The 24,344-nt window shown below is 59.4% G+C and carries 20 protein-coding genes and 3 tRNA genes; 21 read left to right on the plus strand and 2 right to left on the minus strand.

Translation table 11 applies throughout. The annotated features are described in order from the left end of the window. Positions 1-74 precede the first annotated feature (74 nt). The 20 genes from leuC (at position 75) to KO536_RS05375 (ending at position 19,603) form a co-directional block, all read left to right on the plus strand. Positions 75-1,493 carry a 3-isopropylmalate dehydratase large subunit gene (gene leuC / locus KO536_RS05280; RefSeq protein ID WP_219261339.1) on the plus strand — a complete coding sequence of 473 codons (1,419 nt, stop codon included), beginning with the start codon at positions 75-77 and terminating at the stop codon, positions 1,491-1,493. A gap of 10 nt (positions 1,494-1,503) precedes the next feature. After that, positions 1,504-2,148: a 3-isopropylmalate dehydratase small subunit gene (gene leuD, locus KO536_RS05285; RefSeq protein WP_219261340.1), complete on the plus strand. Its 645-nt coding sequence runs from the start codon at positions 1,504-1,506 to the stop codon at positions 2,146-2,148. A 120-nt stretch (positions 2,149-2,268) separates the two neighbouring features. Further along, complete coding sequence (locus KO536_RS05290; RefSeq protein ID WP_219261341.1) at positions 2,269-3,036, plus strand: class I SAM-dependent methyltransferase; 768 nt, start codon at positions 2,269-2,271, stop codon at positions 3,034-3,036. A 57-nt stretch (positions 3,037-3,093) separates the two neighbouring features. Then, entirely contained in the window at positions 3,094-4,176 is a 1,083-nt protein-coding gene (gene leuB / locus KO536_RS05295) for a 3-isopropylmalate dehydrogenase (protein ID WP_133079413.1), read from the plus strand. A gap of 68 nt (positions 4,177-4,244) precedes the next feature. Further along, complete coding sequence (gene asd, locus KO536_RS05300; RefSeq protein ID WP_133079412.1) at positions 4,245-5,357, plus strand: aspartate-semialdehyde dehydrogenase; 1,113 nt, start codon at positions 4,245-4,247, stop codon at positions 5,355-5,357. A gap of 203 nt (positions 5,358-5,560) precedes the next feature. Then, positions 5,561-6,571, plus strand: a complete 1,011-nt coding sequence (locus KO536_RS05305) for an aspartate-semialdehyde dehydrogenase (RefSeq protein WP_219261342.1) — start codon at positions 5,561-5,563, stop codon at positions 6,569-6,571. Between the two features lie 129 nt (positions 6,572-6,700). Then, positions 6,701-9,103 (plus strand): FimV/HubP family polar landmark protein, encoded by a 2,403-nt coding sequence (locus KO536_RS05310; protein WP_219261343.1) that lies wholly within the window; start codon positions 6,701-6,703, stop codon positions 9,101-9,103. Positions 9,104-9,213: 110 nt separating this feature from the next. Beyond that, positions 9,214-10,038 (plus strand): tRNA pseudouridine(38-40) synthase TruA, encoded by an 825-nt coding sequence (gene truA, locus KO536_RS05315; RefSeq protein WP_133079419.1) that lies wholly within the window; start codon positions 9,214-9,216, stop codon positions 10,036-10,038. Between the two features lie 56 nt (positions 10,039-10,094). Beyond that, positions 10,095-10,718 carry a phosphoribosylanthranilate isomerase gene (locus KO536_RS05320; RefSeq protein ID WP_219261344.1) on the plus strand — a complete coding sequence of 208 codons (624 nt, stop codon included), beginning with the start codon at positions 10,095-10,097 and terminating at the stop codon, positions 10,716-10,718. A 268-nt stretch (positions 10,719-10,986) separates the two neighbouring features. Further along, the gene (gene accD / locus KO536_RS05325; RefSeq protein WP_095028327.1) at positions 10,987-11,907 is read left to right on the plus strand and encodes an acetyl-CoA carboxylase, carboxyltransferase subunit beta; all 921 of its coding nucleotides are present in this window, start codon (positions 10,987-10,989) and stop codon (positions 11,905-11,907) included. Beyond that, positions 11,904-13,211 (plus strand): bifunctional tetrahydrofolate synthase/dihydrofolate synthase, encoded by a 1,308-nt coding sequence (gene folC, locus KO536_RS05330; protein ID WP_219261345.1) that lies wholly within the window; start codon positions 11,904-11,906, stop codon positions 13,209-13,211. The genes accD and folC overlap by 4 nt, the downstream gene beginning before the upstream one ends. Further along, complete coding sequence (locus KO536_RS05335; protein ID WP_133079407.1) at positions 13,195-13,824, plus strand: SPOR domain-containing protein; 630 nt, start codon at positions 13,195-13,197, stop codon at positions 13,822-13,824. Before folC ends, KO536_RS05335 begins: the two co-directional genes overlap by 17 nt. A 106-nt stretch (positions 13,825-13,930) precedes the next feature. Beyond that, positions 13,931-14,488, plus strand: a complete 558-nt coding sequence (locus tag KO536_RS05340) for a CvpA family protein (RefSeq protein ID WP_095028330.1) — start codon at positions 13,931-13,933, stop codon at positions 14,486-14,488. A gap of 41 nt (positions 14,489-14,529) precedes the next feature. After that, the gene (gene purF / locus KO536_RS05345; protein ID WP_133079406.1) at positions 14,530-16,035 is read left to right on the plus strand and encodes an amidophosphoribosyltransferase; all 1,506 of its coding nucleotides are present in this window, start codon (positions 14,530-14,532) and stop codon (positions 16,033-16,035) included. A 67-nt stretch (positions 16,036-16,102) separates the two neighbouring features. Next, entirely contained in the window at positions 16,103-17,314 is a 1,212-nt protein-coding gene (locus KO536_RS05350; RefSeq protein WP_133079405.1) for an O-succinylhomoserine sulfhydrylase, read from the plus strand. 8 nt (positions 17,315-17,322) lie between these two features. Beyond that, entirely contained in the window at positions 17,323-18,090 is a 768-nt protein-coding gene (locus KO536_RS05355) for an SDR family oxidoreductase (RefSeq protein WP_219261465.1), read from the plus strand. Positions 18,091-18,198: 108 nt separating this feature from the next. Beyond that, positions 18,199-18,274 (plus strand) — tRNA-Val (locus KO536_RS05360). Positions 18,275-18,329: 55 nt separating this feature from the next. Further along, positions 18,330-18,406: transfer RNA gene (locus KO536_RS05365), tRNA-Asp, on the plus strand. A 102-nt stretch (positions 18,407-18,508) separates the two neighbouring features. After that, positions 18,509-18,585, plus strand: a tRNA-Asp gene (locus KO536_RS05370). Between the two features lie 166 nt (positions 18,586-18,751). Further along, the gene (locus tag KO536_RS05375; protein WP_219261346.1) at positions 18,752-19,603 is read left to right on the plus strand and encodes a DUF2242 domain-containing protein; all 852 of its coding nucleotides are present in this window, start codon (positions 18,752-18,754) and stop codon (positions 19,601-19,603) included. Positions 19,604-19,841: 238 nt separating this feature from the next. Here the strand turns inward: KO536_RS05375 and KO536_RS05380 are convergent, their stop codons facing one another. Together KO536_RS05380 and KO536_RS05385 are read right to left on the minus strand one after the other, a co-directional pair. Then, positions 19,842-20,882, minus strand: coding sequence for an AraC family transcriptional regulator (locus KO536_RS05380; RefSeq protein WP_219261347.1), 1,041 nt, complete (start codon positions 20,880-20,882; stop codon positions 19,842-19,844). Positions 20,883-20,886: 4 nt separating this feature from the next. After that, complete coding sequence (locus tag KO536_RS05385) at positions 20,887-22,017, minus strand: carbon-nitrogen hydrolase family protein (RefSeq protein ID WP_133079401.1); 1,131 nt, start codon at positions 22,015-22,017, stop codon at positions 20,887-20,889. A 211-nt stretch (positions 22,018-22,228) separates the two neighbouring features. Here KO536_RS05385 and KO536_RS05390 point away from each other — a divergent pair, with 211 nt between their 5' ends. Next, positions 22,229-24,265 carry an NADPH-dependent 2,4-dienoyl-CoA reductase gene (locus KO536_RS05390; RefSeq protein ID WP_219261348.1) on the plus strand — a complete coding sequence of 679 codons (2,037 nt, stop codon included), beginning with the start codon at positions 22,229-22,231 and terminating at the stop codon, positions 24,263-24,265. The last annotated feature ends 79 nt before the right edge of the window (positions 24,266-24,344 follow it).

Raw genomic sequence — 24,344 nt, forward strand, 5'->3', positions numbered from 1 at the left:
GTAACCCCATAGGATCGACCTCACAAGCCAAGTGGTTATTGGCACAGAAAAGTAGCTGATGAGGAAACCGTCTGATGGCCGGCAAAACGCTCTACGACAAGCTCTGGGATTCGCATTTGGTCAAGCAGCGCGACGATGGCTCGGCGCTGATCTATATCGACCGTCACATCATTCATGAAGTGACGTCGCCGCAGGCCTTTGAAGGTCTGCGTCTGGCCGGGCGCAAGCCTTGGCGCATCGATGCCAACATCGCCACCCCGGACCACAACGTACCGACCACGCCGGAACGCAAAGGCGGAATCGAAGCGATTGCTGACGAAGTTTCCCGTTTGCAGGTCCAGACCCTCGACGACAACTGCGACGAGTACGGCATTACCGAGTTCAAGATGAACGACGTGCGCCAGGGCATCGTTCACGTGATCGGCCCGGAGCAGGGCGCCACCTTGCCGGGCATGACCGTGGTCTGCGGCGACTCGCACACGTCGACCCACGGTGCATTCGGTGCATTGGCCCACGGCATCGGCACCTCCGAGGTTGAGCATGTGCTCGCCACGCAGTGTCTAGTCGCCAAAAAAATGAAGAACATGCTGGTGTCGGTCGAAGGGCAATTGCCGTTCGGCGTGACAGCCAAAGACATCGTACTGGCAGTGATCGGCAAGATCGGCACAGCAGGCGGCAATGGTCACGCCATCGAGTTTGCCGGCAGCGCGATCCGCGACTTGTCGGTTGAAGGCCGCATGACCATCTGCAACATGTCCATTGAAGCCGGTGCCCGCGTAGGTCTGGTAGCGGCGGATCAGAAGACGGTCGATTACGTGAAGGGTCGCCCGTTCTCTCCTAAAGGCGCCGAATGGGACATGGCAGTCGAAGCCTGGAAAGACCTGGTTTCCGACAGCGATGCAACCTTCGACACCGTGGTTGAACTCGACGCTGCCCAGATCAAGCCTCAAGTCAGCTGGGGTACTTCGCCCGAGATGGTATTGGCGGTTGATCAGAACGTGCCGGATCCGGCGCAGGAAGCCGACCTGGTCAAGCGCGGCTCGATCGAACGTGCGTTGAAGTACATGGGTTTGACGGCTAATCAGGCGATCACCGATATCCAGCTGGATCGCGTGTTTATCGGCTCGTGCACCAACTCTCGAATCGAAGACTTGCGTGCTGCAGCCGTGATCGCCAAAGGCCGTAAAGTGGCGTCCACCATCAAGCAGGCGATCGTGGTGCCGGGCTCGGGCCTGGTCAAGGCCCAGGCTGAATCGGAAGGGCTGGACAAGATTTTCCTGGAGGCCGGTTTTGAATGGCGTGAGCCAGGTTGCTCGATGTGCCTGGCGATGAACCCGGATCGACTGGAGTCCGGCGAGCATTGCGCATCGACCTCCAACCGCAACTTCGAAGGCCGTCAGGGTGCCGGTGGCCGTACGCACCTGGTGAGCCCGGCAATGGCCGCCGCCGCCGCTGTGAACGGTCGTTTCATCGACGTCCGCGAATTGATCTAAGGAGCGCAGCATGAAAGCTTTTACTCAGCACACCGGTTTGGTCGCGCCTTTGGATCGAGCCAACGTGGACACGGACCAAATCATTCCCAAGCAGTTTTTGAAGTCGATCAAACGCACCGGCTTTGGTCCGAACCTGTTTGATGAATGGCGCTACCTGGATGTGGGGCAGCCTTATCAGGACAACTCCAAGCGTCCGCTGAACAAGGACTTTGTACTCAATGCCGAGCGTTATCAGGGCGCCAGTGTATTGCTGGCCCGTGAAAACTTCGGTTGCGGCTCCAGCCGTGAGCACGCTCCTTGGGCGCTGGAAGAGTACGGTTTTCGCAGCATCATCGCGCCGAGTTATGCCGACATCTTCTTCAATAACAGCTTCAAGAATGGCTTGTTGCCGATCATTTTGAGCGACGCCGAAGTGGATGAACTGTTTGTCCAGGTCGAAGACGAGCCGGGTTACCAGCTCAATATCGACCTTGAAGCACAAACCGTGACCCGTCCTGATGGCAAGGTCTTGAGCTTTGAGATCGATGCGTTTCGCAAGCATTGTTTGCTCAACGGCCTGGACGATATCGGTCTGACCTTGCAGGACGACGTAGCGATTGCCGCATTTGAAAGCAAGCACCGTGCAAGCCAGCCGTGGTTGTTCCGCGACGCATAACACGCCTTGGTAGTCGCTGCCGCAGGCTGCGAAGGGTTGCGTAGCAACCCGTTTTCTGGAATCTCCGCGACCCCTATCGCAGCCTGCGGCAGCGACTACAGATTCAACAAGGACATCAACATGACCAGCACCGCCCAGCACACCCAGGTTGTACAAAAGCAGTTCGGCGAACAGGCGTCGGCCTATCTGAGCAGTACCGTGCACGCGCAAGGCACTGAGTTCGGCCTGCTAAAGGCTGAGCTGGCTGACAAACCGCAGGCGCGGGTGCTGGACCTGGGGTGTGGCGCGGGTCATGTGAGCTTTCACGTGGCAGCACTGGTCAAGGACGTCGTGGCCTACGACCTGTCGCAGCCAATGCTCGATGTGGTCAGTGCAGCGGCAACCGATCGCGGACTGGGCAACATCACCACCGTGTGCGGTGCGGCCGAGCGCCTGCCTTTTGCCGACGGTGAATTCGATTACGTACTCAGCCGTTATTCGACCCATCACTGGAACGACGTCGGCCTGGCCCTGCGCGAAGTTCGCCGGGTACTCAAGCCCGGTGGTGTAGCGGTGTTTATTGATGTGATGTCTCCGGGCAGTGCGTTGCTGGACACTTACCTGCAAGCGGTCGAGGTGCTGCGCGATACCAGCCATGTGCGCAACTACTCGGCGGGCGAATGGCTGCGTCAGGTCAGTGAAGCCGGTTTGCATACGCGCAGCACACAGCGTCAGCGTTTGCGTTTAGAGTTCAGCTCCTGGATCGAGCGCATGCGCACGCCGCAGGTCATGAGCGCGGCCATTCGCCAACTGCAGCAGGCGATGGGCAGCGAGGTTCGCGAGTATTTCGAGATTGAAGCCGATGGCACGTTCAGCACCGATGTGCTGGTGCTGTGGGCCGAGAAGTAATCCCAATATTTCAGGATGCGCCTGCGGGGGCATCAACAGACAAGAAAAGAGGAACCCATGAGCAAGCAGATTCTGATTCTCCCTGGCGACGGTATCGGTCCGGAAATCATGGCCGAAGCGGTCAAGGTGCTGGCATTGGCCAACGACAAGTTCAACCTGAACTTTGAACTGACCCACGACGTGATCGGCGGTGCTGCCATCGACAAGCATGGCGTGCCGCTGGCCGACGAGACCCTGGAACGCGCCCGTGCTGCGGACGCTGTACTGCTGGGCGCCGTGGGTGGCCCGAAATGGGACAAGATCGAACGCGACATTCGTCCTGAGCGCGGCCTGCTGAAAATCCGTGCCCAATTGGGCCTGTTCGGCAACCTGCGTCCGGCCATCCTGTACCCGCAGCTGGCGGATGCTTCGAGCCTCAAGCCTGAAATCGTCGCGGGCCTGGATATCCTGATCGTTCGCGAACTGACTGGCGGCATTTATTTCGGCGCGCCACGTGGCACCCGCGAACTGGAAAACGGCGAGCGTCAGGCCTATGACACGCTGCCGTACAGCGAAAGTGAAATCCGTCGCATCGCCCGTGTCGGTTTCGACATGGCCCGTGTTCGCGGCAAAAAGCTGTGCTCGGTAGACAAGGCCAACGTGCTGGCTTCCAGCCAGCTGTGGCGTGAAGTGGTCGAGCAAGTGGCCAAGGACTACCCGGACGTTGAACTGAGCCACATGTACGTCGACAACGCTGCCATGCAACTGGTGCGTGCGCCCAAGCAATTTGACGTGATCGTGACCGAGAACATGTTCGGCGACATCCTGTCCGATCAGGCCTCGATGCTCACAGGCTCGATTGGCATGCTGCCGTCGGCGTCCCTGGATACCAACAATAAAGGCATGTACGAGCCGTGCCACGGTTCGGCGCCGGACATCGCGGGGCAGGGCATTGCCAACCCGCTGGCAACCATTTTGTCGGTCTCGATGATGCTGCGTTACAGCTTCAATCAGAGTGCTGCGGCCGATGCCATTGAGCAGGCGGTGAGCCTGGTTCTGGATCAGGGTTTGCGTACCGGTGACATCTGGTCGGCGGGTTGCACCAAGGTTGGAACACAGGAAATGGGCGATGCAGTAGTCGCCGCGCTACAGAATCTGTAATCTCTCTGGCCCGTTACTTCCTGTTGGTGGAAGTAACGACCCCACTTTTTGTTAAAGGTGTCGTTGTGATGAAGCGTGTAGGTCTGGTCGGTTGGCGCGGTATGGTTGGTTCCGTACTCATGCAGCGGATGCTGGAAGAGCAGGATTTCGATCTTATTGAGCCCGTGTTTTTTACTACCTCCAATGTCGGTGGACAAGGTCCGTCCGTGGGCAAAGAGATTGCCCCGCTCAAGGATGCTTACAACATTGAAGAGTTGAAAACCCTCGATGTGATTCTGACCTGCCAGGGCGGCGACTACACCACCGAGGTGTTCCCCAAGCTGCGTGAGGCGGGTTGGCAAGGTTACTGGATCGATGCGGCTTCGAGCCTGCGGATGCAGGATGACGCGGTCATTATTCTGGACCCGGTCAACCGCAAGGTGATCGACCAGCAACTGGATGCGGGCACCAAGAACTACATCGGCGGCAACTGCACCGTCAGCCTGATGCTCATGGGCCTGGGCGGCCTGTTCGAAGCGGGTCTGGTGGAATGGATGAGTGCCATGACCTACCAGGCGGCCTCGGGCGCCGGCGCGCAGAACATGCGTGAGCTGATCAAGCAAATGGGCGCGACCCATGCTGCGGTCGCAGATCAACTGGCTGATCCGGCCAGCGCCATCCTCGACATTGACCGTCGTGTTGCGCAAGCCATGCGCAGTGATGCGTACCCGACCGAGAACTTCGGCGTGCCACTGGCCGGCAGCTTGATCCCGTGGATCGATAAAGAGCTGCCAAACGGTCAGAGCCGCGAAGAATGGAAGGCGCAGGCTGAAACCAACAAGATCCTGGGGCGCTTCAAGAACCCGGTTCCGGTGGACGGTATTTGCGTGCGTATCGGTGCAATGCGTTGCCACAGCCAGGCATTGACCATCAAGCTGAACAAGGATGTGCCGATTGCTGATATCGAAGACCTGATCAGCCAGCACAACCCGTGGGTCAAGCTGGTGCCGAATCAGCGTGAAGCCAGTATTCAGGAGCTGAGCCCGACCAAGGTGACAGGTACCCTGAATGTACCGGTTGGCCGTCTGCGCAAGCTGAACATGGGTTCGCAATTCCTCGGTGCTTTCACCGTAGGCGACCAGTTGCTGTGGGGTGCGGCTGAGCCGTTGCGTCGCATGCTGCGGATCTTGCTGGAGCGTTAATGCTTCCTGGCAAGTAAAAGGCCCGCCTCTCGCAAGAGTGGCGGGTTTTTTATTGGGCAGGACATGAGAACTCCGTGCATCTGTAGCCTTGCTCAAGCCCGCTCCCGCAGTCAACTTGGCAGGATCAAATATGTCGGTTGCGTTGCCTGTCGCAGTTGCGACCGGTAAAGTGCCGCTCCCCACGTTTCGCCTGAGGTAGACACATGAGCCAGTCCTTTGATATCGCCGTTGTTGGCGCCACCGGCACCGTCGGCGAAACCATCGTACAGATCCTGGAAGAACGGGATTTCCCGGTTGCGGATTTGCACCTGCTGGCCAGCAGTGAGTCAGTTGGGCATTCGGTGCCTTTTCGCGGCAAGAACGTGAGAGTGCGCGAAGTCGACGAGTTCGATTTCAGCAAGGTTCAGTTGGCTTTCTTTGCCGCAGGGCCTGGCGTGACCTTGAGCTTTGCCGCCAAAGCCAGCGCAGCCGGCTGCATTGTGATCGATTTGTCAGGTGCACTGCCTTCGGCTCAAGCGCCTCACGTGGTGCCTGAGGCGAATGCGCCGGTTCTGGCAGCGTTGCAAAAGCCTGTGCAGGTCAGCAGCCCGAGCCCTTCGGCCACCGCCCTGGCAGTAGCCCTGGCCCCGTTGCGCGGTTTGCTGGACATTCAACAGGTGAGTGTGACTGCGTGCCTGGCAGTGTCTGCCCAGGGGCGTGAAGCGGTTTCCGAGTTGGCGCGCCAAACCACGGCGTTGCTGAATCTGCATCCGCTGGAAACAAGCTTTTTTGATCGCCAGATGGCGTTCAACCTGCTGGCGCAAGTCGGCAAACCAGATGCCCAGGGCCATGTTCCGCTGGAAAAACGCCTGGTGACGGAGTTGCGCGAAGTCTTGGGCATGCCAGCACTGAAAATTTCGGTCACATGCATTCAAGCGCCGGTGTTTTTTGGCGATAGCTTTAGTGTGTCCTTGCAACTGGCCGGGCCGGTGGATCTGGCCGGGGTCAATGCGGCGCTCGAAGCTGGCGATTGTATCGAGCTGGTTGAAGAGGGCGACTACCCTACAGCCGTAGGGGACGCGGTGGGTCAGGACGTGGTCTATGTCGGTCGTGTCCGTCACGGTGTGGACGACACTTCGCAGCTCAATCTGTGGCTGACCTCGGACAACGTGCGCAAGGGTGCTGCGTTGAACGCCGTACAGTTGGCTGAGTTGTTGATAAAAGACCTGCTGTAAAAGATACTTGGCGCCAATTTGTAGCAGGTTGTCACAGGGTTCCAGCGCCGGTCGTCGCAGTCAGGTTGCTTTCAGGCAGCAGCTCTACAGGTCTCGCGGGACGAGGCCTGTACCAATAAGGAAGAGGCTATGGTTCAGGTTCGCAAATTAGTGTTAGCAATCGCCGCCGCTTCGGCGCTGTCATCCGGTATGGCACACGCGCTCGGGCTCGGGGAGCTGACGCTCAAGTCGACCCAGAACCAGCCATTGCTTGCAGAAATCGAGCTGCTGGACGTCAAGGATCTGACCGCAGCGCAAGTGGTGCCGAGCCTGGCTCCCGAGCAGGAGTTCAGCAAGGCAGGGGTGCCGCGTCCGGCATTTCTGGATGATCTGCGTTTTACTCCGGTGATCAACGCGGATGGCAAGAGCGTATTGCGCGTCACTTCCAGTCAGCCTTTGTCCGAACCTTTCGTAAAATTCCTGGTGCAGGTGATGTGGCCTAACGGCCGTTTGATGCGCGACTACAGCGTGTTGCTCGACCCTGCAAAGTTCTCGCCTCAGACCGCAGCGGCGGCATCAACCTCTGCGCCTGACTCTGCGCAGCCAGCGCATTACACGACATCGGCCCGTGACACCTTGTGGGAAATCGCGGCCAAGGCACGCAATGGCGGCTCGGTGCAGCAGACCATGCTGGCGATTCAGGCCCTGAACCCTGATGCCTTCATCAACGGCAATATCAACCGCCTTAAAACCGGTCAGGTGCTGCGCTTGCCGGACGCGGGTCAAAGCGTCCAGTTGCCCCAGGCCAAGGCTGTCAACGAAGTGGCCTCGCAAAATGCCGATTGGCGCAATGGCCGTCGCACGGTGCCGCTGGCTCAGCAGCTGGATGCAACCGGTCGCAAGCCTGAATCGACATCTCCTGCCAAGGCTGTGGCGCGGGACGGTTTGAGCCTGGTGTCGGGCCAGGCGGGCAAGGCGGCAGGCAAGGGTGTTGCAGGGGACGCCAGCAATGTGAGCGACAAGCTGGCAATGACCCAGGAGGGGCTGGACACCAGTCGCCGTGAAAATGCCGAGCTGCAAAGCCGGATGAAAGATTTGCAAAGCCAGTTGGACAAGCTTCAGCGTTTGATCGTGTTGAAGAATGATCAGTTGGCCAAGCTTGAAGCCGAAAAAGCGCTGCCTGCCGACCCGGCGGCGGCGATACCGGCACAAATCGTCGCCCAGGCGGCGGACGCGCCTGAAGCGGATATAGCCCCGGCGCTTGAGGGTGTACCCGCTACCGCAGTCCCACCAAGCCCTGTTGAAAGCACTGCACCGCCAAGCGCGGAGCGAAAAATCCAGGATCTGCTGGCAAGCCCGATGTTGCTTGGGCTGATGGGTGGCGGGGCGGTGTTGTTGCTGCTCCTTCTTCTCTTGATGGCGCGTCGGCGTAAAGCGCTGCAGGCAGCCGAAAAGCATGCGCGGATGGCTCGGGAACTCGAAGTGGAGTCCGATTTTTCAGTTGATCTGGACATGCCGCAGAGCAGTTTTGAAGGGTTGGAGACTCCATCGCGCAGCGTCAGGCTCGAGCCGGCAGCGGCAGCGGCACCGGCACCGGCACCAGTGTCAGTACCTGAAGCTGAAGTGATAGCGCCCGTGATTGCCCCCGTGTCGTTGGCCAAACCTGCTGCTGATGTACTGGAACAGGCGGAGCAACTGATCGAGCAACGTCAGTTGCGTGAAGCCGCAGCGCTGCTCAAGGCATCGATCGATCAGGCTCCGCAGCGCAGTGATTTGCGTCTCAAGCTGATGCAGGTTTATGGCGAGCTGGGTGAGCGTGAAGCCTTTGTCGCCCAAGAGCGCCAGTTGGTTGCCAATGGCAAGAACCACGCCGAGGTCGAGCAGCTTAAAAAGCGCTATCCGGGCATGCTGGTGGCTGCGGCGGCGGGCATCGCCACGGCGGCCGTGGCAACGCAACTTCAAGCACAATTCGTCCAGGAGATGATGCGTGACGATCGCGAGGTAGAGTCCGAGCCTGTGACTGCTCCTCCTGTAGATGAGTTTGACCACGATTTCGACCTGAGCCTCGACGAGCTTGAGGCCGCATCACCTGCGGTGGTGTCTGCCGATCTGCCGGGCAAGGACAAGCCTGCAGTCGACAGTTTTGAAGCGGTTCTTGAACAACAGGCTGAAGCTCAGGCTGCCCTTGAAGAGCTCTCGGACTTTGATCTGGGCCTGCCGGCGGATTTCGACTTGTCCCTGGCGGATGAAAGCGCCCCGGCGAGTGTTGAACCTGACAGCTTTTCTCTGGAGCTGGACAAGGTCAATGCCGAGCTGCATCGACTGTCCCAAAGCCTTGAAGAGTCAACCCTGGCTGAGCCTTTTGCCGATGATGAGCCCGAGTTCGACTTCCTGTCGGGCGCCGACGAAACCGCCACCAAGCTCGATCTGGCCCAGGCCTATATCGACATGGGCGATGACGAAGGTGCGCGGGATATCCTGACTGAAGTCATGGAGGAGGGTAATGCCCAGCAGCAGGCTGAAGCCCTGGAAATGCTGGCGCGGTTGACCTGATTGGGTGAAATGTTTCATGGCGTCTTGCCGGGTGCGCCTTATAATGGCCACCTTTGCGTTTATGAGCAGGCTGTAAGTCCTTGGCAAATATAGATAACCCAGCCGCTGAAATGGCTGCCGACGGTTTTTTCCGAATCGCGCTTGGCGTGGAATACAAAGGTTCGCGCTACAGCGGCTGGCAGCGTCAGGCCAATGGTGTGCTGACTGTCCAGGAAACCCTGGAAAACGCCTTGTCAAAGGTCGCGGCCTCTCCGGTTTCGTTGATGTGCGCCGGGCGAACAGACGCCGGTGTGCATGCCTGCGGGCAAGTCGTGCACTTTGATACCCAGGCCGAGCGCTCGTTGAAAGCCTGGGTCATGGGCGCCAATATCAACTTGCCCCATGACATCAGTGTCAGTTGGGCGAAGGTCATGCCTGCGGATTTTCATGCGCGCTTCAAGGCCATTGCCAGGCGCTACCGCTATGTGATCTACAACGACCAGATCCGCCCCGCGCACTTGAATCAGGAAATCACCTGGAATCATCGTCCGCTGGACGTAGAGCGCATGGCCGAGGCTGCCCAGTACTTGTTGGGTGTGCATGACTTCAGTGCGTTTCGCGCCGGTCAATGCCAGGCCAAGTCCCCGATCAAGGAAATGCACCATTTGCGCGTGACCCGTCACGGGCGAATGATCGTACTGGATATTCGCGCCAGTGCATTTCTGCATCACATGGTGCGCAACATTGCCGGTGTGCTGATGACCATCGGTACGGGAGAGCGCCCGGTAGAGTGGATCAAGGAAGTGCTGGAGAGTCGAACCCGTCGCTCGGGTGGTGTGACGGCACATCCTTATGGCTTGTATCTGGTGCAAGTTGAATACCGCGATGAGTTCCAATTGCCGGAACGTTACATAGGCCCACATTTCTTGACCGGTTTTACCGAACTGGACGGCTGACGCCCGGATAAGCATTTGTTACCATCCGGGGCTTTCGCGTTCGGGGTGTTATCGAGATGTCCGTTGTTCGCAGCAAGATCTGCGGTATTGCCCGCATAGAAGACGCTCTGGCTGCGGTCGAGGCCGGAGCTGACGCCTTGGGTTTTGTGTTTTACGCAAAAAGCCCCCGTGCCGTAACGGCGTTGCAAGCGCGAGCCATCATTGCGGCCCTGCCACCTTTTGTGACGACGGTCGGGTTGTTCGTCAATGCCAGTGCCTGTGAGCTCAACGAAACCCTGGATGCCGTACCGCTTGATTTGCTGCAGTTTCATGGCGATGAGACACCGGAGCAGTGTCAGGGTTATCACCGTCCTTATATCAAGGCATTGCGCGTAAAGGCCGGTGATGACATCGCCGGTGCCTGCAACGCGTATGCAGGCGCCAGCGGTATTTTGCTCGATGCCTATGTCGAAGGTGTGCCCGGTGGAACCGGTCAGGCGTTTGACTGGTCTTTGATACCGCAGGGTCTGAGCAAGCCGATTATTTTGGCGGGTGGCCTCACGGTCGAGAACGTTGCAGGTGCCATTGCTCAGGTGCGTCCTTATGCCGTTGATGTCAGTGGCGGAGTAGAAAAGAGCAAGGGCATCAAGGATCACGACAAGATTCGCGCCTTTATGCAGGCAGTGCGTGTAACAAACTGATGCCCGATGTGACGGCTGGCAGTCTGCCGCCGTCCATCATTACCGTTCTGCAAAGCAGGCGGGCCCGGTGGTTTGACGGGCAGAAATTAAAGTGGCGGCCGCTCTGGGGCGTGCTGTCGGGAGGCTGAGGGTTACAGGGTTTCGCTGGTTTGCCGTGTGCTGACCGCAGTTCCTGCAATCATCGCCACACACCTAATGAATTTAGCTCAAGGGCATACACGGGGCCTGAACTCAACTGTTCTGGCCACCGGTACTGGAGAAAGAAAGCATGAGCAACTGGTTGGTAGACAAGCTGATTCCTTCGATCATGCGTTCCGAGGTCAAAAAGAGCTCGGTACCTGAAGGCCTGTGGCACAAATGCCCGTCTTGCGACGCTGTGCTTTATCGTCCAGAGCTGGAAAAGACCCTGGACGTTTGCCCGAAATGTAATCACCACATGCGCATTGGTGCGCGTGCCCGCATCGATATCTTCCTGGATGCCGACGGCCGTGCCGAGTTGGGCGCAGACCTGGAGCCGGTTGACCGTCTCAAGTTCCGTGACAGCAAAAAGTACAAGGATCGTCTGGTCGGCGCGCAAAAGCAGACGGGCGAAAAAGACGCGCTGATCTCCATGAGCGGTACGTTGCTGGGTATGCCGGTGGTTGTGTCTGCCTTTGAATTCTCGTTCATGGGCGGCTCGATGGGCGCCATCGTCGGCGAGCGTTTCGTGCGTGCAGCCAACTACGCGCTGGAAAACCGCTGCCCGATGATCTGCTTTGCAGCCTCCGGCGGTGCGCGGATGCAGGAAGCGCTCATCTCCCTGATGCAAATGGCCAAGACCTCTGCGGTGCTGGCGCGTCTGCGTGAAGAAGGCATTCCGTTCATCTCGGTGCTGACCGACCCAGTCTATGGCGGCGTTTCGGCCAGTCTGGCAATGCTGGGCGATGTCATCGTGGCTGAGCCTAAAGCCCTGATCGGTTTTGCCGGTCCGCGGGTTATCGAACAGACCGTTCGCGAAAAACTGCCAGAAGGCTTCCAGCGCAGCGAGTTTCTGCTGGAGCACGGCGCAATCGACCTGATCATTGCGCGTCAGGAGCTGCGTCCACGCCTGGGCAACCTGCTGGCACAGATGATGGGCTTGCCAACACCTGTGTTCGTCGCGGCACCTGTTGAAACCATCGTTGTTCCACCGGCACCTGCAAACCTATGACCCAGCGCACCCTTGGCGAGTGGCTCGCCTATCTTGAACAGCTGCATCCGGCCGCCATTGATATGGGGCTGGATCGCGCACGCGAGGTAACGAACCGCATGGGGCTGCAAAAGCCCGCGCCTCGGGTGGTGACGGTTACGGGCACCAATGGCAAGGGCTCGACCTGTGCGTTTGTGGCAGCGTTGCTGCAGGCGCAAGGGCTCAAGGTTGGGGTTTACAGTTCGCCCCACTTGCTGCGCTATAACGAGCGCGTACAGATTGACGGGGTTGAAGTCAGCGACGAACTGCTGTGCGAGGCCTTCGCGGCTTTGGACGCGGGGCGGGGCGAGACTTCCCTGACTTATTTTGAAATGGGTACGTTGGCAGCGTTCTGGCTGTTTGAGCGTGCCCAGCTGGATGCCGTAGTGCTGGAAGTCGGCTTGGGCGGACGTCTGGATGCGGTCAATCTGGTGGATGCCGACCTGGCGCTGGTGACCAGCATCGGTGTCGATCATGTCGAGTACCTGGGCAATACCCGCGAATCGGTGGCTTTTGAGAAGGCCGGGATCTTCCGTGCGGGCAAGCCAGCCCTCTGTGGCGACCTCAATCCTCCTCACGCCCTGCTCGACAAGGCCAGGGAGCTGGGCTGTCCGCTGTTCTTGCGCGGCCGTGACTTCGATCTGGCCAGTTCAGAGCAGGTGTGGCACTGGCGTGGCCTGGATGCGAAAGGGCAGGTTCTGGAGCTGCGTGACATTGCGCTGCTGGATTTGCCCATGGAGAACGCAGCGCTTGCGGTGCAGGCCTATGCGTTGACCGATCTGCCATGGGAGCCGGCGCGCATCATCAGTGCACTGGTTGGCACTCGCGTCACGGGTCGACTGGATCGCCGCCAATTCAACTGGAAAGGCAAAGCCTTGAATGTGCTGCTGGACGTGGGGCACAACCCCCATGCGGCCGAGTACCTTGAGCGGCGTTTGGCGCAGCGGCCTGTCACTGGCAAGCGCCTGGCCGTGTTCGGTCTGCTGGCAGACAAGGACCTTGATGGCGTAGTGTCACAGCTCGCGTCGTCGGTCGAGCATTGGGCGGTTGCACCGCTGAATACCTCGCGGACACGGTCGGCGGCTGAGGTTCAGGCTGCGCTGCAGGGGCTTGGTGCTTCGGTCTCGGCCCATGACAGTGTGGATGCCGCGCTCGAAGCTCAATGCGAACGGGCTACGCCCGAAGACGAAATCCTGTTGTTCGGATCATTTTATTGTGTCGCGCAAGCGCTCGAGTGGTTGGAGCGGCGTGCCAAGGAGGAGGCTGCAAATGGCTTTGCTGGATAAGGTATTCAAGCAGCGTATGGTAGGCGCCCTGGTATTGGTGGCGTTGGCCGTGATTTTCCTTCCGATGTTGTTCTCGCGTCAGGACGAGCAGCGTCAAATCCAGGTGGATGCACCCACGGCGCCACAGATTCCGGTCATGCAGCCGGTTCAGGTCGAGCCAGTTGCCGTGCCGGAGCCGCAAGTCATTGCCCAAGAGCCGGTCCCGGAAGAATTGCCGGTTGTCGAGCAGCAGGTGGCGACGGCTCCTGTCGCGCCTGTGGTTGCAAAGCCTGCAGCAGTTGCCCCAAAGCCACCGGCTGTCACCCCGGCACAAACGGTTGCCCAGGCACCGGCCAAGCTGGATACCACGCAAAAGCGTGTTGATCCCAACGGCTTGCCGATCAGCTGGTCGGTTCAATTGGTGAGCCTCTCCAATCGGGCGAGTGCGGACAACCTTCAAAAAACCCTTCGTAATCAAGGGTATAACGCTTACGTTCGATCTTCCGGCGGGATGAATCGGGTTTTTGTCGGTCCGTTGCTTGAGCGTGCAGAAGCCGATCGCCTGCGTGATTTGCTCGGCAAACAGCAAAATCTCAAGGGTTTTGTGGTGCGCTTCCAGCCTGAACGCGGTTGAGCGCGCAAAAAGGTTCAATCTGATTGCTCAAGCACGGATAAATCGCCTTACCTGAGCGGCGGCGCTCTGCTAAAATGCGCCGCCTCATCTGTCTGTAGGCTGAACTGTGCCATTTACCTGGGTTGACTGGGCGATCGTTGCAATTATCGCCATCTCCGCTTTGATCAGCTTGAAGCGCGGCTTTGTAAAAGAAGCATTGTCGCTGTGCACCTGGATCATTGCCGGGGTCGTTGCCTGGATGTTCGGCGGTTCACTGTCTCAATATCTCTCCGGATACATCGAAACACCTTCCGCCCGCGTTATCGTTGGGTGCACCATCATGTTTGTCGCCACCTTGCTGGTAGGCGCAATGATCAATTTTCTTATCGGCGAACTGATTCGCGTCACCGGCTTGTCCGGGACCGATCGTTTTCTCGGCATGGCCTTCGGCGCTGCGCGTGGCGCGTTGCTGGTGGTAACTGCGGTCGGGCTGCTTAGCCTGGGGCCGGTACAGCAAGACTCATGGTGGCAAGAGTCGCGGCTCGTGCCACAATTTCTATTGGTTGCCGACTGGTCCAAAAACCTCATTCTGGGGTGGAGCAGTCAGTGGCTGGCCAGCGGAATCAGCGTACCCGCTGACATTCCGTTCAAGGAGCACCTCTTGCCGGCTACCCAGCCCAAGTGAGCGGTGTTCAGTTCAGATCCATTAAGTAGGGGTTGCGTCGCATGTGTGGCATCGTCGGTATCGTCGGTAAGTCGAACGTCAATCAGGCGCTGTATGACGCGCTAACCGTCCTCCAGCACCGCGGCCAGGATGCTGCCGGTATTGTGACCAGCCATAATGGCCGGTTATTTCTGCGCAAGGACAACGGGCTGGTTCGTGACGTGTTTCATCAGCGTCACATGCAGCGCCTGGTCGGCAACGTGGGCATTGGCCACGTACGCTATCCAACCGCTGGCAGCTCGACTTCAGCTGAAGCTCAGCCGTTTTATGTCAACTCGCCCTATGGCATCACCCTGGCGCATAACGGCAACCTGACCAACGTTGAACAGCTGGCCAAGGAGATTTACGAATCTGACTTGCGTCACGTCAACACCAACTCCGATTCGGAAGTGTTGCTCAACGTCTTCGCCCATGAACTGGCTCAGCGCGGCAAATTGCAGCCGACTGAAGAAGACGTGTTTGCTGCCGTGACAGACGTGCACAACCGCTGCCGTGGCGGTTACGCCGTGGTTGCGATGATCACCGGTTACGGCATCGTCGGTTTCCGCGACCCGAACGGCATTCGCCCGATTGTCTTCGGTCAGCGTCATACCGACGAAGGCGTCGAGTACATGATCGCCTCCGAAAGCGTCTCCCTGGATGTGCTGGGCTTTACCCTGATTCGCGACCTTGCGCCGGGTGAAGCGGTTTACATCACTGAAGATGGCAAGCTGCACACCCGTCAGTGCGCGGTGAACCCGCAATTGACCCCGTGCATCTTCGAGCACGTGTACCTGGCTCGTCCGGATTCGATCATCGACGGTGTTTCGGTGTACAAGGCGCGTCTGCGCATGGGTGAGAAGCTCGCCGAGAAGATCCTGCGCGAACGCCCGGATCACGATATCGACGTGGTTATCCCGATTCCGGACACCAGCCGCTGCGCGGCGCTGGAGCTGGCGAACCACTTGGGCGTCAAGTTCCGCGAAGGCTTCGTCAAAAACCGTTACATCGGCCGTACCTTCATCATGCCGGGCCAGGCAGCGCGTAAAAAATCCGTGCGCCAGAAGCTCAACGCCATCGAACTGGAGTTCCGTGGCAAGAACGTGATGCTGGTGGACGACTCGATCGTGCGCGGTACAACGTGCAAGCAGATCATTCAGATGGCCCGTGAAGCTGGCGCCAAGAACGTCTACTTCTGCTCGGCGGCCCCGGCAGTTCGCTACCCGAACGTCTATGGCATCGACATGCCGAGCGCCCACGAGCTGATCGCACACAACCGCAGCACCCAGGAAGTGGCCGAGTTGATCGGTGCTGACTGGTTGATCTACCAGGACTTGCCTGATCTGATCGAAGCAGTCGGTGGTGGCAAGATCAAGATCGACGCGTTCGACTGCGCAGTGTTTGATGGCAAGTACGTCACCGGCGATATCGATGACAACTATCTGGAACGTATCGAGCGTGCGCGCAATGATGCTTCCAAGGTGGTTGCCCAGGGTGTCGGTGCGACGATAGGCTTGTACAACAACTAAGTGTTCACCAAACCGGCCCTGATGGGCCGGTTTGCGTTCATCCAATACAAAGCAAGGAGTGGGCAGCATGAGTCAGGATTGGGATGCGGGTCGGCTGGACAGCGACCTTGAGGGCGTAGCGTTCGACACCTTGGCTGTGCGTGCTGGCCAGCACCGTACGCCCGAGGGCGAGCATGGTGATGCAATGTTCCTGACCTCCAGCTACGTGTTCCGCACGGCGGCTGACGCGGCAGCACGGTTCTCGGGCGAAGTGGCAGGCAACGTTTACTCGCGTTACACCAACCCCACCGTTCGTGCCTTCGAAGAGCGCATTGCGGCCCTTGAAGGCGCCGAGCAGGCCGTGGCAACCGCCACCGGCATGGCGGCCATTTTGTCGGTGGTCATGAGCCTGTGCAGCGCCGGCGATCACATTCTGGTGTCGCGCAGCGTGTTCGGCTCGACCATCAGCCTGTTTGAAAAGTACTTCAAGCGCTTTGGCGTGCAGGTCGATTACGTGCCGTTGGCTGAACTGGCTGGCTGGGACGCGGCGATCAAGCCCAACACCAAATTGCTGTTTGTCGAGTCGCCGTCCAATCCGCTGGCCGAGCTGGTGGACATTGCCGCCCTGGCCGGGATTGCCCACGCCAAGGGCGCGCTGCTGGTGGTCGACAACTGTTTCTGCACGCCTGCCTTGCAGCAGCCGCTGAAGCTGGGCGCGGACATCGTGGTGCATTCGGCCACCAAATTCATCGATGGCCAGGGCCGTTGCATGGGCGGTGTGGTTGCCGGTCGTGGCGAACTGATGAAAGAAATCGTCGGCTTCTTGCGCACTGCCGGGCCGACCCTGAGCCCGTTCAATGCCTGGATCTTCCTCAAGGGTCTTGAAACCCTGAACCTGCGCATGCGCGCTCACTGCGCCAGTGCCCAGTCGCTGGCCGAGTGGCTGGAGCAGCAGGACGGGGTTGAAAAGGTTCACTACGCCGGTCTCAAGAGCCATCCGCAATATGAGCTGGCCCAGCGTCAGCAGCGCGGTTTTGGTGCGGTGGTCAGCTTTGAGGTCAAGGGTGGGAAAGAGGGCGCCTGGCGCTTTATCGACGCAACCCGCCTGATCTCGATCACCGCTAACCTGGGTGACAGCAAAACCACGATTACCCATCCGGCGACCACGTCCCATGGTCGTCTGGCGCCACAAGAGCGTGAAGCGGCGGGTATTCGCGACAGCCTGATCCGGATCGCGGTCGGTCTGGAAGATGTCGCCGACTTGCAAGCCGACCTCGCACGAGGTCTTGCTGCGCTGTGAGTGACTGGATGGACGAAACACCGGTTGGCGGCAATGGCCGCGTAGCGCTGGTGACGGGTGCTGCGCGGGGCATTGGCCTGGGGATTGCTGCCTGGCTGGTCAGTGAAGGTTGGCAAGTGGTATTGACCGACATTGACCGCGCCCGGGGTTCCAGGGTGGCCAAGGCGCTGGGTGAGAGTGCCTGGTTCGTGACGATGGATGTTTCGGTCGAGGCCGATGTCATTCAGTGTGTCGCGCAAGTCCTTGGCCAGTTTGGGCGGCTGGACGGGCTGGTGTGCAATGCCGCCATTGCGGATCCGCACAACATGGGCCTTGAAAGCCTCGATCTGGAACACTGGAATCGTGTTCTGGCGGTCAACCTGACCGGGCCCATGTTGCTGGCCAAGCATTGTGCGCCGTACCTGCGTGCGCACAATGGTTCGATCGTCAACCTGGCTTCCACCCGCGCCCGCCAGTCGGAGCCTGATACCGAGGCTTACGTGGCAAGCAAGGGCGGGTTGCTGGCGTTGACCCATGCGCTGGCCATCAGCCTTGGGCCGCAGGTTAGGGTCAATGCGGTCAGCCCGGGCTGGATTGATGCCCGGGACCCCTCTGTGAGGCGTGCAGAGCCGCTGACGGACGCCGATCACGCTCAGCACCCGGCTGGCCGGGTAGGGACCGTGGAGGACGTCGCATCGATGGTTGCCTGGTTATTGTCACGTAATGCCGGGTTTGTGACGGGTCAGGAGTTTGTGGTCGACGGAGGGATGAGCAAAAAGATGATCTATGGCGAGTAGGCCTTGTTGCAGGCTGGCCACTATTTTTGCCTTTTTTGAAAAAAACTCAATCTTGTCCTTGACTTAGCTTCGATAGATGCGTAAATTTCGCGGCCTCAACGAAGCAAAGGGTGATTAGCTCAGCTGGGAGAGCATCTGCCTTACAAGCAGAGGGTCGGCGGTTCGATCCCGTCATCACCCACCACTTCTTGAGATTCTCGCAAGAGAAAGGTCGTTCTGAAAGGAACAACCACCGACGCGCAGCGGTAGTTCAGTCGGTTAGAATACCGGCCTGTCACGCCGGGGGTCGCGGGTTCGAGTCCCGTCCGCTGCGCCATATTTGTACAAATCAGGTTCGCCTGGTTTGCGATTGAAAAGCACCGAAGCTCTTCAGTCACAGGTTTTGAAAGTTTCAAACGGACGCAAGTCCGAGCGATACGCAGCGGTAGTTCAGTCGGTTAGAATACCGGCCTGTCACGCCGGGGGTCGCGGGTTCGAGTCCCGTCCGCTGCGCCATATTTGCTTCAGAGCCCTTGAACTCTCTGAAGCTACAAAGAAAGCGACCTTAGGGTCGCTTTTTTTGTGCCTGAAATTCTACGGCAGCGGCTACACATGGAAACTGCTCCCGCCAAACGCGAACTGATGCACAATACACCCCGTACCGTTCTCTTCAGGATCTTTAATGCTTATGTCATTCCCCGTGCGTGCCGTGGTAGTCGCCCTAGTGCTGGCTGGACTCGCAGGTTGCTCATCGAAGAAGACAGCGATCTACGAACATGAAAGTTTCGATGATTCCGGTACGTTCTCGCGTAATTACCCGGTAACCGACAAAACCTCCTGTGAGGCTGCGCGCCGCGCGTTGCTCAGCCAGGGCTACATCATCACCAGCAGCGATCCGAAAATCATCAGTGGCCACAAGAGCTTCCAGCAAACGGGTGAAAGCCATCTGGAGATCAGCTTCAACATTGTGTGCGCCGACGATGGTGGTTCACAGCATCACGCCACCATGTTTGCCAATGCCCTGCAGGACCGTTATGCGCTGAAAAAGGTGAACAACTCCGCGAGCCTGGGGGTTGGTGTGCTGGGGTCGGTATCGATGCCGATTGGCTCGACCGATGACTCGATGGTCAAGGTCGCCAGCGAGACAGTCTCTTCGCCTCAGTTTTACGACCGCTTTTTCACGCTGGTAGAAGCATTTCTGCCCAAGCCCAAGGAAGTGGAAAAGGCGGTGCATGCCCCTGAAGCGCCCAAGCCCGACCTGGGAGTACCCGAAGCAGTGCCTGCCAAGGACGAAGCCGCTGCGCCTGCCATTGAGCCGCCAGCGCCTGCTGTCGAGTCTGTGAGTGAGCCCGTCGTGCCACCGGCAGACGTCGAGCCCATTTCCCCGGTAGAAGTCCAGGCAGCCCCTGCGGCGGCGGTACCCGAGATCAAGCCTGCAGCCGAACAACCTGAGCCGGCCAAGGCCGTCGCGCCACAGGGCGAGTCTGCGATCACCCCTGTACCTGTTGCGGTAGAGCCTTCGCCCCCTCAATAACCGTGCGGTAAATCCCAAAAGCTCTGCTACGTTTATAAATGAGTTGTGACAGTGCCCGCGAAGGTGTCATTTTTCCTTCATGGGGGCACTTTATGCTCAGGCATGACTTAAACAAACAGACTGAAAAGGGATGCTGCTATGGACGATTATCAGGAAGAACTGCTTGAGTATCGGGCTTTTGAGCTCGACCCGCTTGAACCTGCTGACGATGCGACCGAGCTTTGAGCTCCAGGCACGTTTACGCAGATTGGCGCTGAAGGCGTCGGTATTCCCCCGGCGTCTGCGCATTCCAGCGCTTGAAGGCGCGTTGAAACGCCTCGGCTGAGGCAAACCCCAACAAATAGGCAATCTCGCCAAAGGCCAGTTCCGTATCGCGGATATAGGTCATGGCGAGGTCGCGGCGTGTGTCGTTGAGAATGGCGCGAAACTGCGTGCCTTCCTCCGTGAGCTTGCGCCGCAAGGTCCAGGTCGGCAGCTTCAGGCGAGCCGCCACTTCTTCCAGGTCGGGTTCACGACCACCGTTGAGCAAAGGCCCCAACAGTTGTGTGATGCGTTCGCGCAGGCTGCGGGTGCGGGTCAGTTGCTCCAGTTCGCGTTCGCACAACTGCAGCAGGTAGGTCCAGGTACTTGGACAGTGCTGCGGGTTGCGCAGGTCGAGCGTGGCATGGTTCAGGCGCAGCTGATTGGTCTCGGCGCGAAAATGGACTGTCGAACTGCCGAGCGCGCTGTAGCGTGCCGCGTAATCAGGTTCATTGAACTCAATGTCGATGTGCTCGCAGCTCAGGGGGTGGGCTGCGACCGATGACAGGTGTTGCAGCCAACCGGCAATGATCGAGTCCACCACAAAGCGGTTGTAGGCGTTGTACGGGCTGATGGAATAAAAACGCAGCCAGGCGCCCCGGGCGTCTTCGTGAAAGCTCGATTGCCCTCGATAGTTGGAGCCGTAGAGGGCCTCAAAACGAATCAGGGTGCGTGCCGCCTCCCGAACGGTGGGTGCCTGGGCCGCAGTCACACCGGCCAGTCCGACCTGGTTCAGGCGGCTTAGCTGGCCCATGCGCAAGCCCAGTGCCGGGTCGCCGGTGAGGGCAATTGCCGCGTGCCCCAGGCGCATGTAGCGCGGTATCGACAGGCGCGCCAGCGGCTGGGCGAGACGGGCGGGGTCAAGGCCGAACTGTTCGAGCAGGGGCGCAGGGTCTTTGCCGCAGCTGTGCACGGCATCGGCCAGGGCCTGGACAAACCCCACCGACAGATCGCCCAGGCGCATCGGCAGCGGTTTCATCGTGCTAGAGCCAGACGTTCAACAGCCGTGCACCGGTGCCGGGCTGATCCGCACTGGTCTGGCCGTTGTGACTGATAAAGCCCAGTCCTGTGCTGTGCTTGTCCCAGAACTTGCCCCGCAAGAAGACGGTGACACCGGCTTGGGCAGTGCTGCTGGGCAGGCTGCTGATCAATGTCAGGCGATGCCAGGCGTCGCCTTCGGTCACTTCGCCGGGCTTGAGGCTGATTTCGCTGGGTGTCGATACGCTTTTGTAGCCGCCCCAAGGTTTGTCCCAGGTGGTTTTGCCAACGATGAACGCGGGCACGGCGATCAGTTGCGCACGTTTTTCGTTCAGGGTGCGGTAGTTCTCCGGGTACCAGCTGTCGCTGCCGATCAGGATGCCCAGGCGTCCGGCCGGGGTATCAACCACATTCAACTCATGGTCGGGGCTGGGCTGGATGTAGCTTTGTTCTTCATAGGTGGGCAGCAACTGACGCTGGGGAGTGCCCAGCGCTGCGCCATCACTGCCGAAGACCACACTGCTGTTGTACAAGGGGCCCGTGCCGGGCAGCAGCGTGCCGTTCTCGATACGCGGCGAAGGGAGGGCAATGCTCCCGGCCACCAGGGTAACGCCGAACTCTTTGGCCAGGCCGCCAAACAGCGTCTGGTAATCGGCTGCCATGCTGCTGGCCTTCATGCGCAAGTGAGCATCGTTGATCCGGCTTTCGCCGTCAGCACGAAGCCAGGCATTGGCAAAGGCCAGCGGGTTGCTCACCGCCAGCCAGCGCATGGCTTCATTCAGGTTGGCTGCCTGGTACAGCTCGCTTTTTTCACCGCGAAACATCAGCCAGGAGCCGATGTGCTCTGGCAGCACCACGACGGTTTTGTCATTGAGCAAACCTGCAGCGCGAGCGGTGTCGAGATAAGCCGCCAGCTTCAGGTGCACCAGCGCCAGGCTTTGATAGTCGCGGGGTGACAGGTCCGGCTCGATACCCAGCAGGTTGCCACGATCATTATTGACACCCTCGTTTATGGCCAGCTCGATACGCAGGTCAGAGAGGTAATGACCAACATCCCGTTGCGTGGTCCACCAGGCATAGCCGCCGGCAGCGGCGACAAGGGCGATCAATAAGGTGCAGCCAATAAGTTTGCGCATATAAATAGAACGGACAGCTTTCAGCGGAATTCGATGTCTAGGGTAGGCGGCGCTTGCGGGCTTGCCAAGGGGGGATGTGCATTTGGGTTAATAATTTGTAACTTTGGGTCATTGAGTGGGGCCCATCCTGCCTTTACCTTGGCGGACATTAAACGACGGGAGCCGCAGAGCATCCCGCGTTCCGTGATTTAGACCGTTGTGGAGCTGACTGATGACTGCCACGCACTACCCGCATTTAATGGCCCCGCTGGATCTGGGCTTTACCACGTTGCGCAACCGCACCCTGATGGGGTCAATGCACACCGGTCTCGAAGAAAAACCCGGTGGCTTTGAGCGTATGGCTGCCTACTTTGCCGAGCGGGCCAAAGGCGGTGTGGGTTTGATCGTGACGGGGGGCATTGCGCCTAACGACGAGGGCGGTGTGTACAGTGGCGCGGCCAAGCTGAGCACGGTCGAAGAGGCGGAAAAGCACGTAATCGTCACCCGGGCCGTTCACGATGCCGGCGGCAAGATCTGCTTGCAGATCCTCCATGCCGGGCGTTATGCCTACAGCCCGCGCCAGGTTGCGCCGAGTGCGATTCAGGCGCCGATCAATCCGTTCAAGCCCAGGGAACTGGACGAAGCGGGCATTGAAAAGCAGATCAGCGATTTCGTGACATGCGCCCGACTTGCCCAGAGCGCCGGGTATGACGGTGTCGAAATCATGGGTTCCGAAGGCTACCTGATTAACCAGTTCCTCGCGGCGCACACCAACCAGCGCACCGACCGCTGGGGCGGCAGCTACGAAAACCGCATGCGCCTGGCGGTGGACATCGTGCGTCGCGTGCGCGAAGCCGTAGGCCCGAACTTCATCATTATTTATCGCCTGTCGATGCTGGACCTGGTGGCAGGCGGCAGCGTGTGGGAAGAAATCGTGCAACTGGCCAAGGCCGTCGAATCGGCCGGTGCGACCTTGATCAACACCGGGATCGGTTGGCACGAAGCGCGCATCCCCACCATTGCTACCAAAGTGCCCCGTGCCGCCTTCAGCAAGGTGACGGCCAAGCTTCGCGGTTCGGTCAGCGTGCCCCTGATTACCACCAACCGCATCAATACCCCGGACATTGCCGAGCAGATCCTGGTCGAAGGTGACGCTGACATGGTGTCCATGGCCCGTCCGTTCCTGGCCGATCCCGAGTTCGTCAACAAGGCGGCTGCCGGGCGCAGTGACGAAATCAACACCTGCATCGGCTGCAACCAGGCCTGCCTGGATCATACCTTCGGCGGCAAGCTGACCAGCTGCCTGGTCAACCCCCGCGCCTGCCACGAGACCGAACTCAACTACCTGCCGACCATTGCGGTCAAAAAAATTGCCGTGGTCGGAGCCGGCCCCGCCGGTCTTTCAGCGGCCACGGTGGCGGCAGAGCGCGGGCATGAGGTCACGCTGTTTGACTCGGCGAGCGAGATTGGCGGTCAGTTCAATGTGGCCAAGCGTGTGCCGGGCAAGGAAGAGTTCTTCGAAACCTTGCGTTACTTCAAGCGCAAGCTGCAAACCACCGGTGTCGAACTGTGCCTGAACACCCGCATGGATGTGCAGCAACTGGTCGACGGGGGCTTTGACGAAATTATCCTGGCCACCGGCATTGCGCCGCGTACGCCTGCCATTCCAGGTATCGACAACCCCAAGGTGCTGAGCTACCTGGACGTGATCCTGCAACGCAAGCCGGTGGGCGCCAAAGTGGCAGTGATTGGCGCAGGCGGTATCGGCTTTGATGTATCCGAGTTTCTCGTGCATCAGGGCGTGTCCACCAGCCAGGACCGTGACGCGTTCTGGAAAGAATGGGGCATCGACAGTGCGCTTGAAGCCCGGGGAGGTGTTGCCGGTATAAAGCCAGAAGTCCACGCACCTGCTCGCCAAGTGTTCCTGTTGCAGCGCAAAGCCAGCAAGGTGGGCGACGGGCTGGGCAAAACCACTGGCTGGATCCACCGCGCGGGGCTGAAAAAAAAACAGGTGCACATGCTCAAAAGCGTTGAATACCTGAACATCGACGATGCAGGGCTGCACATTCGCATTGGCGAGGGTGAGCCGCAGGTGTTGCCGGTCGACAACATTGTGATTTGCGCCGGGCAAGACCCGTTGCGGGAGCTGCACGACGGCCTGGTCGCGGCCGGGCAGAGCGTGCATTTGATCGGGGGTGCCGACGTGGCGGCCGAGCTGGATGCCAAGCGCGCCATTGATCAGGGTTCGCGCCTGGCGGCGCAGCTCTAGACTCCTGCGTGTGCCCTTTGTGGGAGCGGGCTTGTTCGCGATTGGATCGACGCGGTTCAACTTCAATACCGCGGCGCCT

This window comes from Pseudomonas sp. NKUCC02_KPG, from assembly GCF_019345465.1.
GTDB lineage: Bacteria > Pseudomonadota > Gammaproteobacteria > Pseudomonadales > Pseudomonadaceae > Aquipseudomonas.

Excerpts from the sequence above, each read along its gene's own strand:
- leuC (WP_219261339.1), top strand. The coding sequence starts at position 75 with ATGGCCGGCAAAACGCTCTACGACAAGCTCTGGGATTCGCATTTGGTC.
- leuD (WP_219261340.1), top strand. The coding sequence starts at position 1,504 with ATGAAAGCTTTTACTCAGCACACCGGTTTGGTCGCGCCTTTGGATCGA.
- KO536_RS05290 (WP_219261341.1), top strand. The coding sequence starts at position 2,269 with ATGACCAGCACCGCCCAGCACACCCAGGTTGTACAAAAGCAGTTCGGC.
- leuB (WP_133079413.1), top strand. The coding sequence starts at position 3,094 with ATGAGCAAGCAGATTCTGATTCTCCCTGGCGACGGTATCGGTCCGGAA.
- asd (WP_133079412.1), top strand. The coding sequence starts at position 4,245 with ATGAAGCGTGTAGGTCTGGTCGGTTGGCGCGGTATGGTTGGTTCCGTA.
- KO536_RS05305 (WP_219261342.1), top strand. The coding sequence starts at position 5,561 with ATGAGCCAGTCCTTTGATATCGCCGTTGTTGGCGCCACCGGCACCGTC.
- KO536_RS05310 (WP_219261343.1), top strand. The coding sequence starts at position 6,701 with ATGGTTCAGGTTCGCAAATTAGTGTTAGCAATCGCCGCCGCTTCGGCG.
- truA (WP_133079419.1), top strand. The coding sequence starts at position 9,214 with ATGGCTGCCGACGGTTTTTTCCGAATCGCGCTTGGCGTGGAATACAAA.
- KO536_RS05320 (WP_219261344.1), top strand. The coding sequence starts at position 10,095 with ATGTCCGTTGTTCGCAGCAAGATCTGCGGTATTGCCCGCATAGAAGAC.
- accD (WP_095028327.1), top strand. The coding sequence starts at position 10,987 with ATGAGCAACTGGTTGGTAGACAAGCTGATTCCTTCGATCATGCGTTCC.
- folC (WP_219261345.1), top strand. The coding sequence starts at position 11,904 with ATGACCCAGCGCACCCTTGGCGAGTGGCTCGCCTATCTTGAACAGCTG.
- KO536_RS05335 (WP_133079407.1), top strand. The coding sequence starts at position 13,195 with ATGGCTTTGCTGGATAAGGTATTCAAGCAGCGTATGGTAGGCGCCCTG.
- purF (WP_133079406.1), top strand. The coding sequence starts at position 14,530 with ATGTGTGGCATCGTCGGTATCGTCGGTAAGTCGAACGTCAATCAGGCG.
- KO536_RS05350 (WP_133079405.1), top strand. The coding sequence starts at position 16,103 with ATGAGTCAGGATTGGGATGCGGGTCGGCTGGACAGCGACCTTGAGGGC.
- KO536_RS05355 (WP_219261465.1), top strand. The coding sequence starts at position 17,323 with ATGGACGAAACACCGGTTGGCGGCAATGGCCGCGTAGCGCTGGTGACG.
- KO536_RS05375 (WP_219261346.1), top strand. The coding sequence starts at position 18,752 with ATGCTTATGTCATTCCCCGTGCGTGCCGTGGTAGTCGCCCTAGTGCTG.
- KO536_RS05380 (WP_219261347.1), bottom strand. The coding sequence starts at position 20,882 with ATGAAACCGCTGCCGATGCGCCTGGGCGATCTGTCGGTGGGGTTTGTC.
- KO536_RS05385 (WP_133079401.1), bottom strand. The coding sequence starts at position 22,017 with ATGCGCAAACTTATTGGCTGCACCTTATTGATCGCCCTTGTCGCCGCT.
- KO536_RS05390 (WP_219261348.1), top strand. The coding sequence starts at position 22,229 with ATGACTGCCACGCACTACCCGCATTTAATGGCCCCGCTGGATCTGGGC.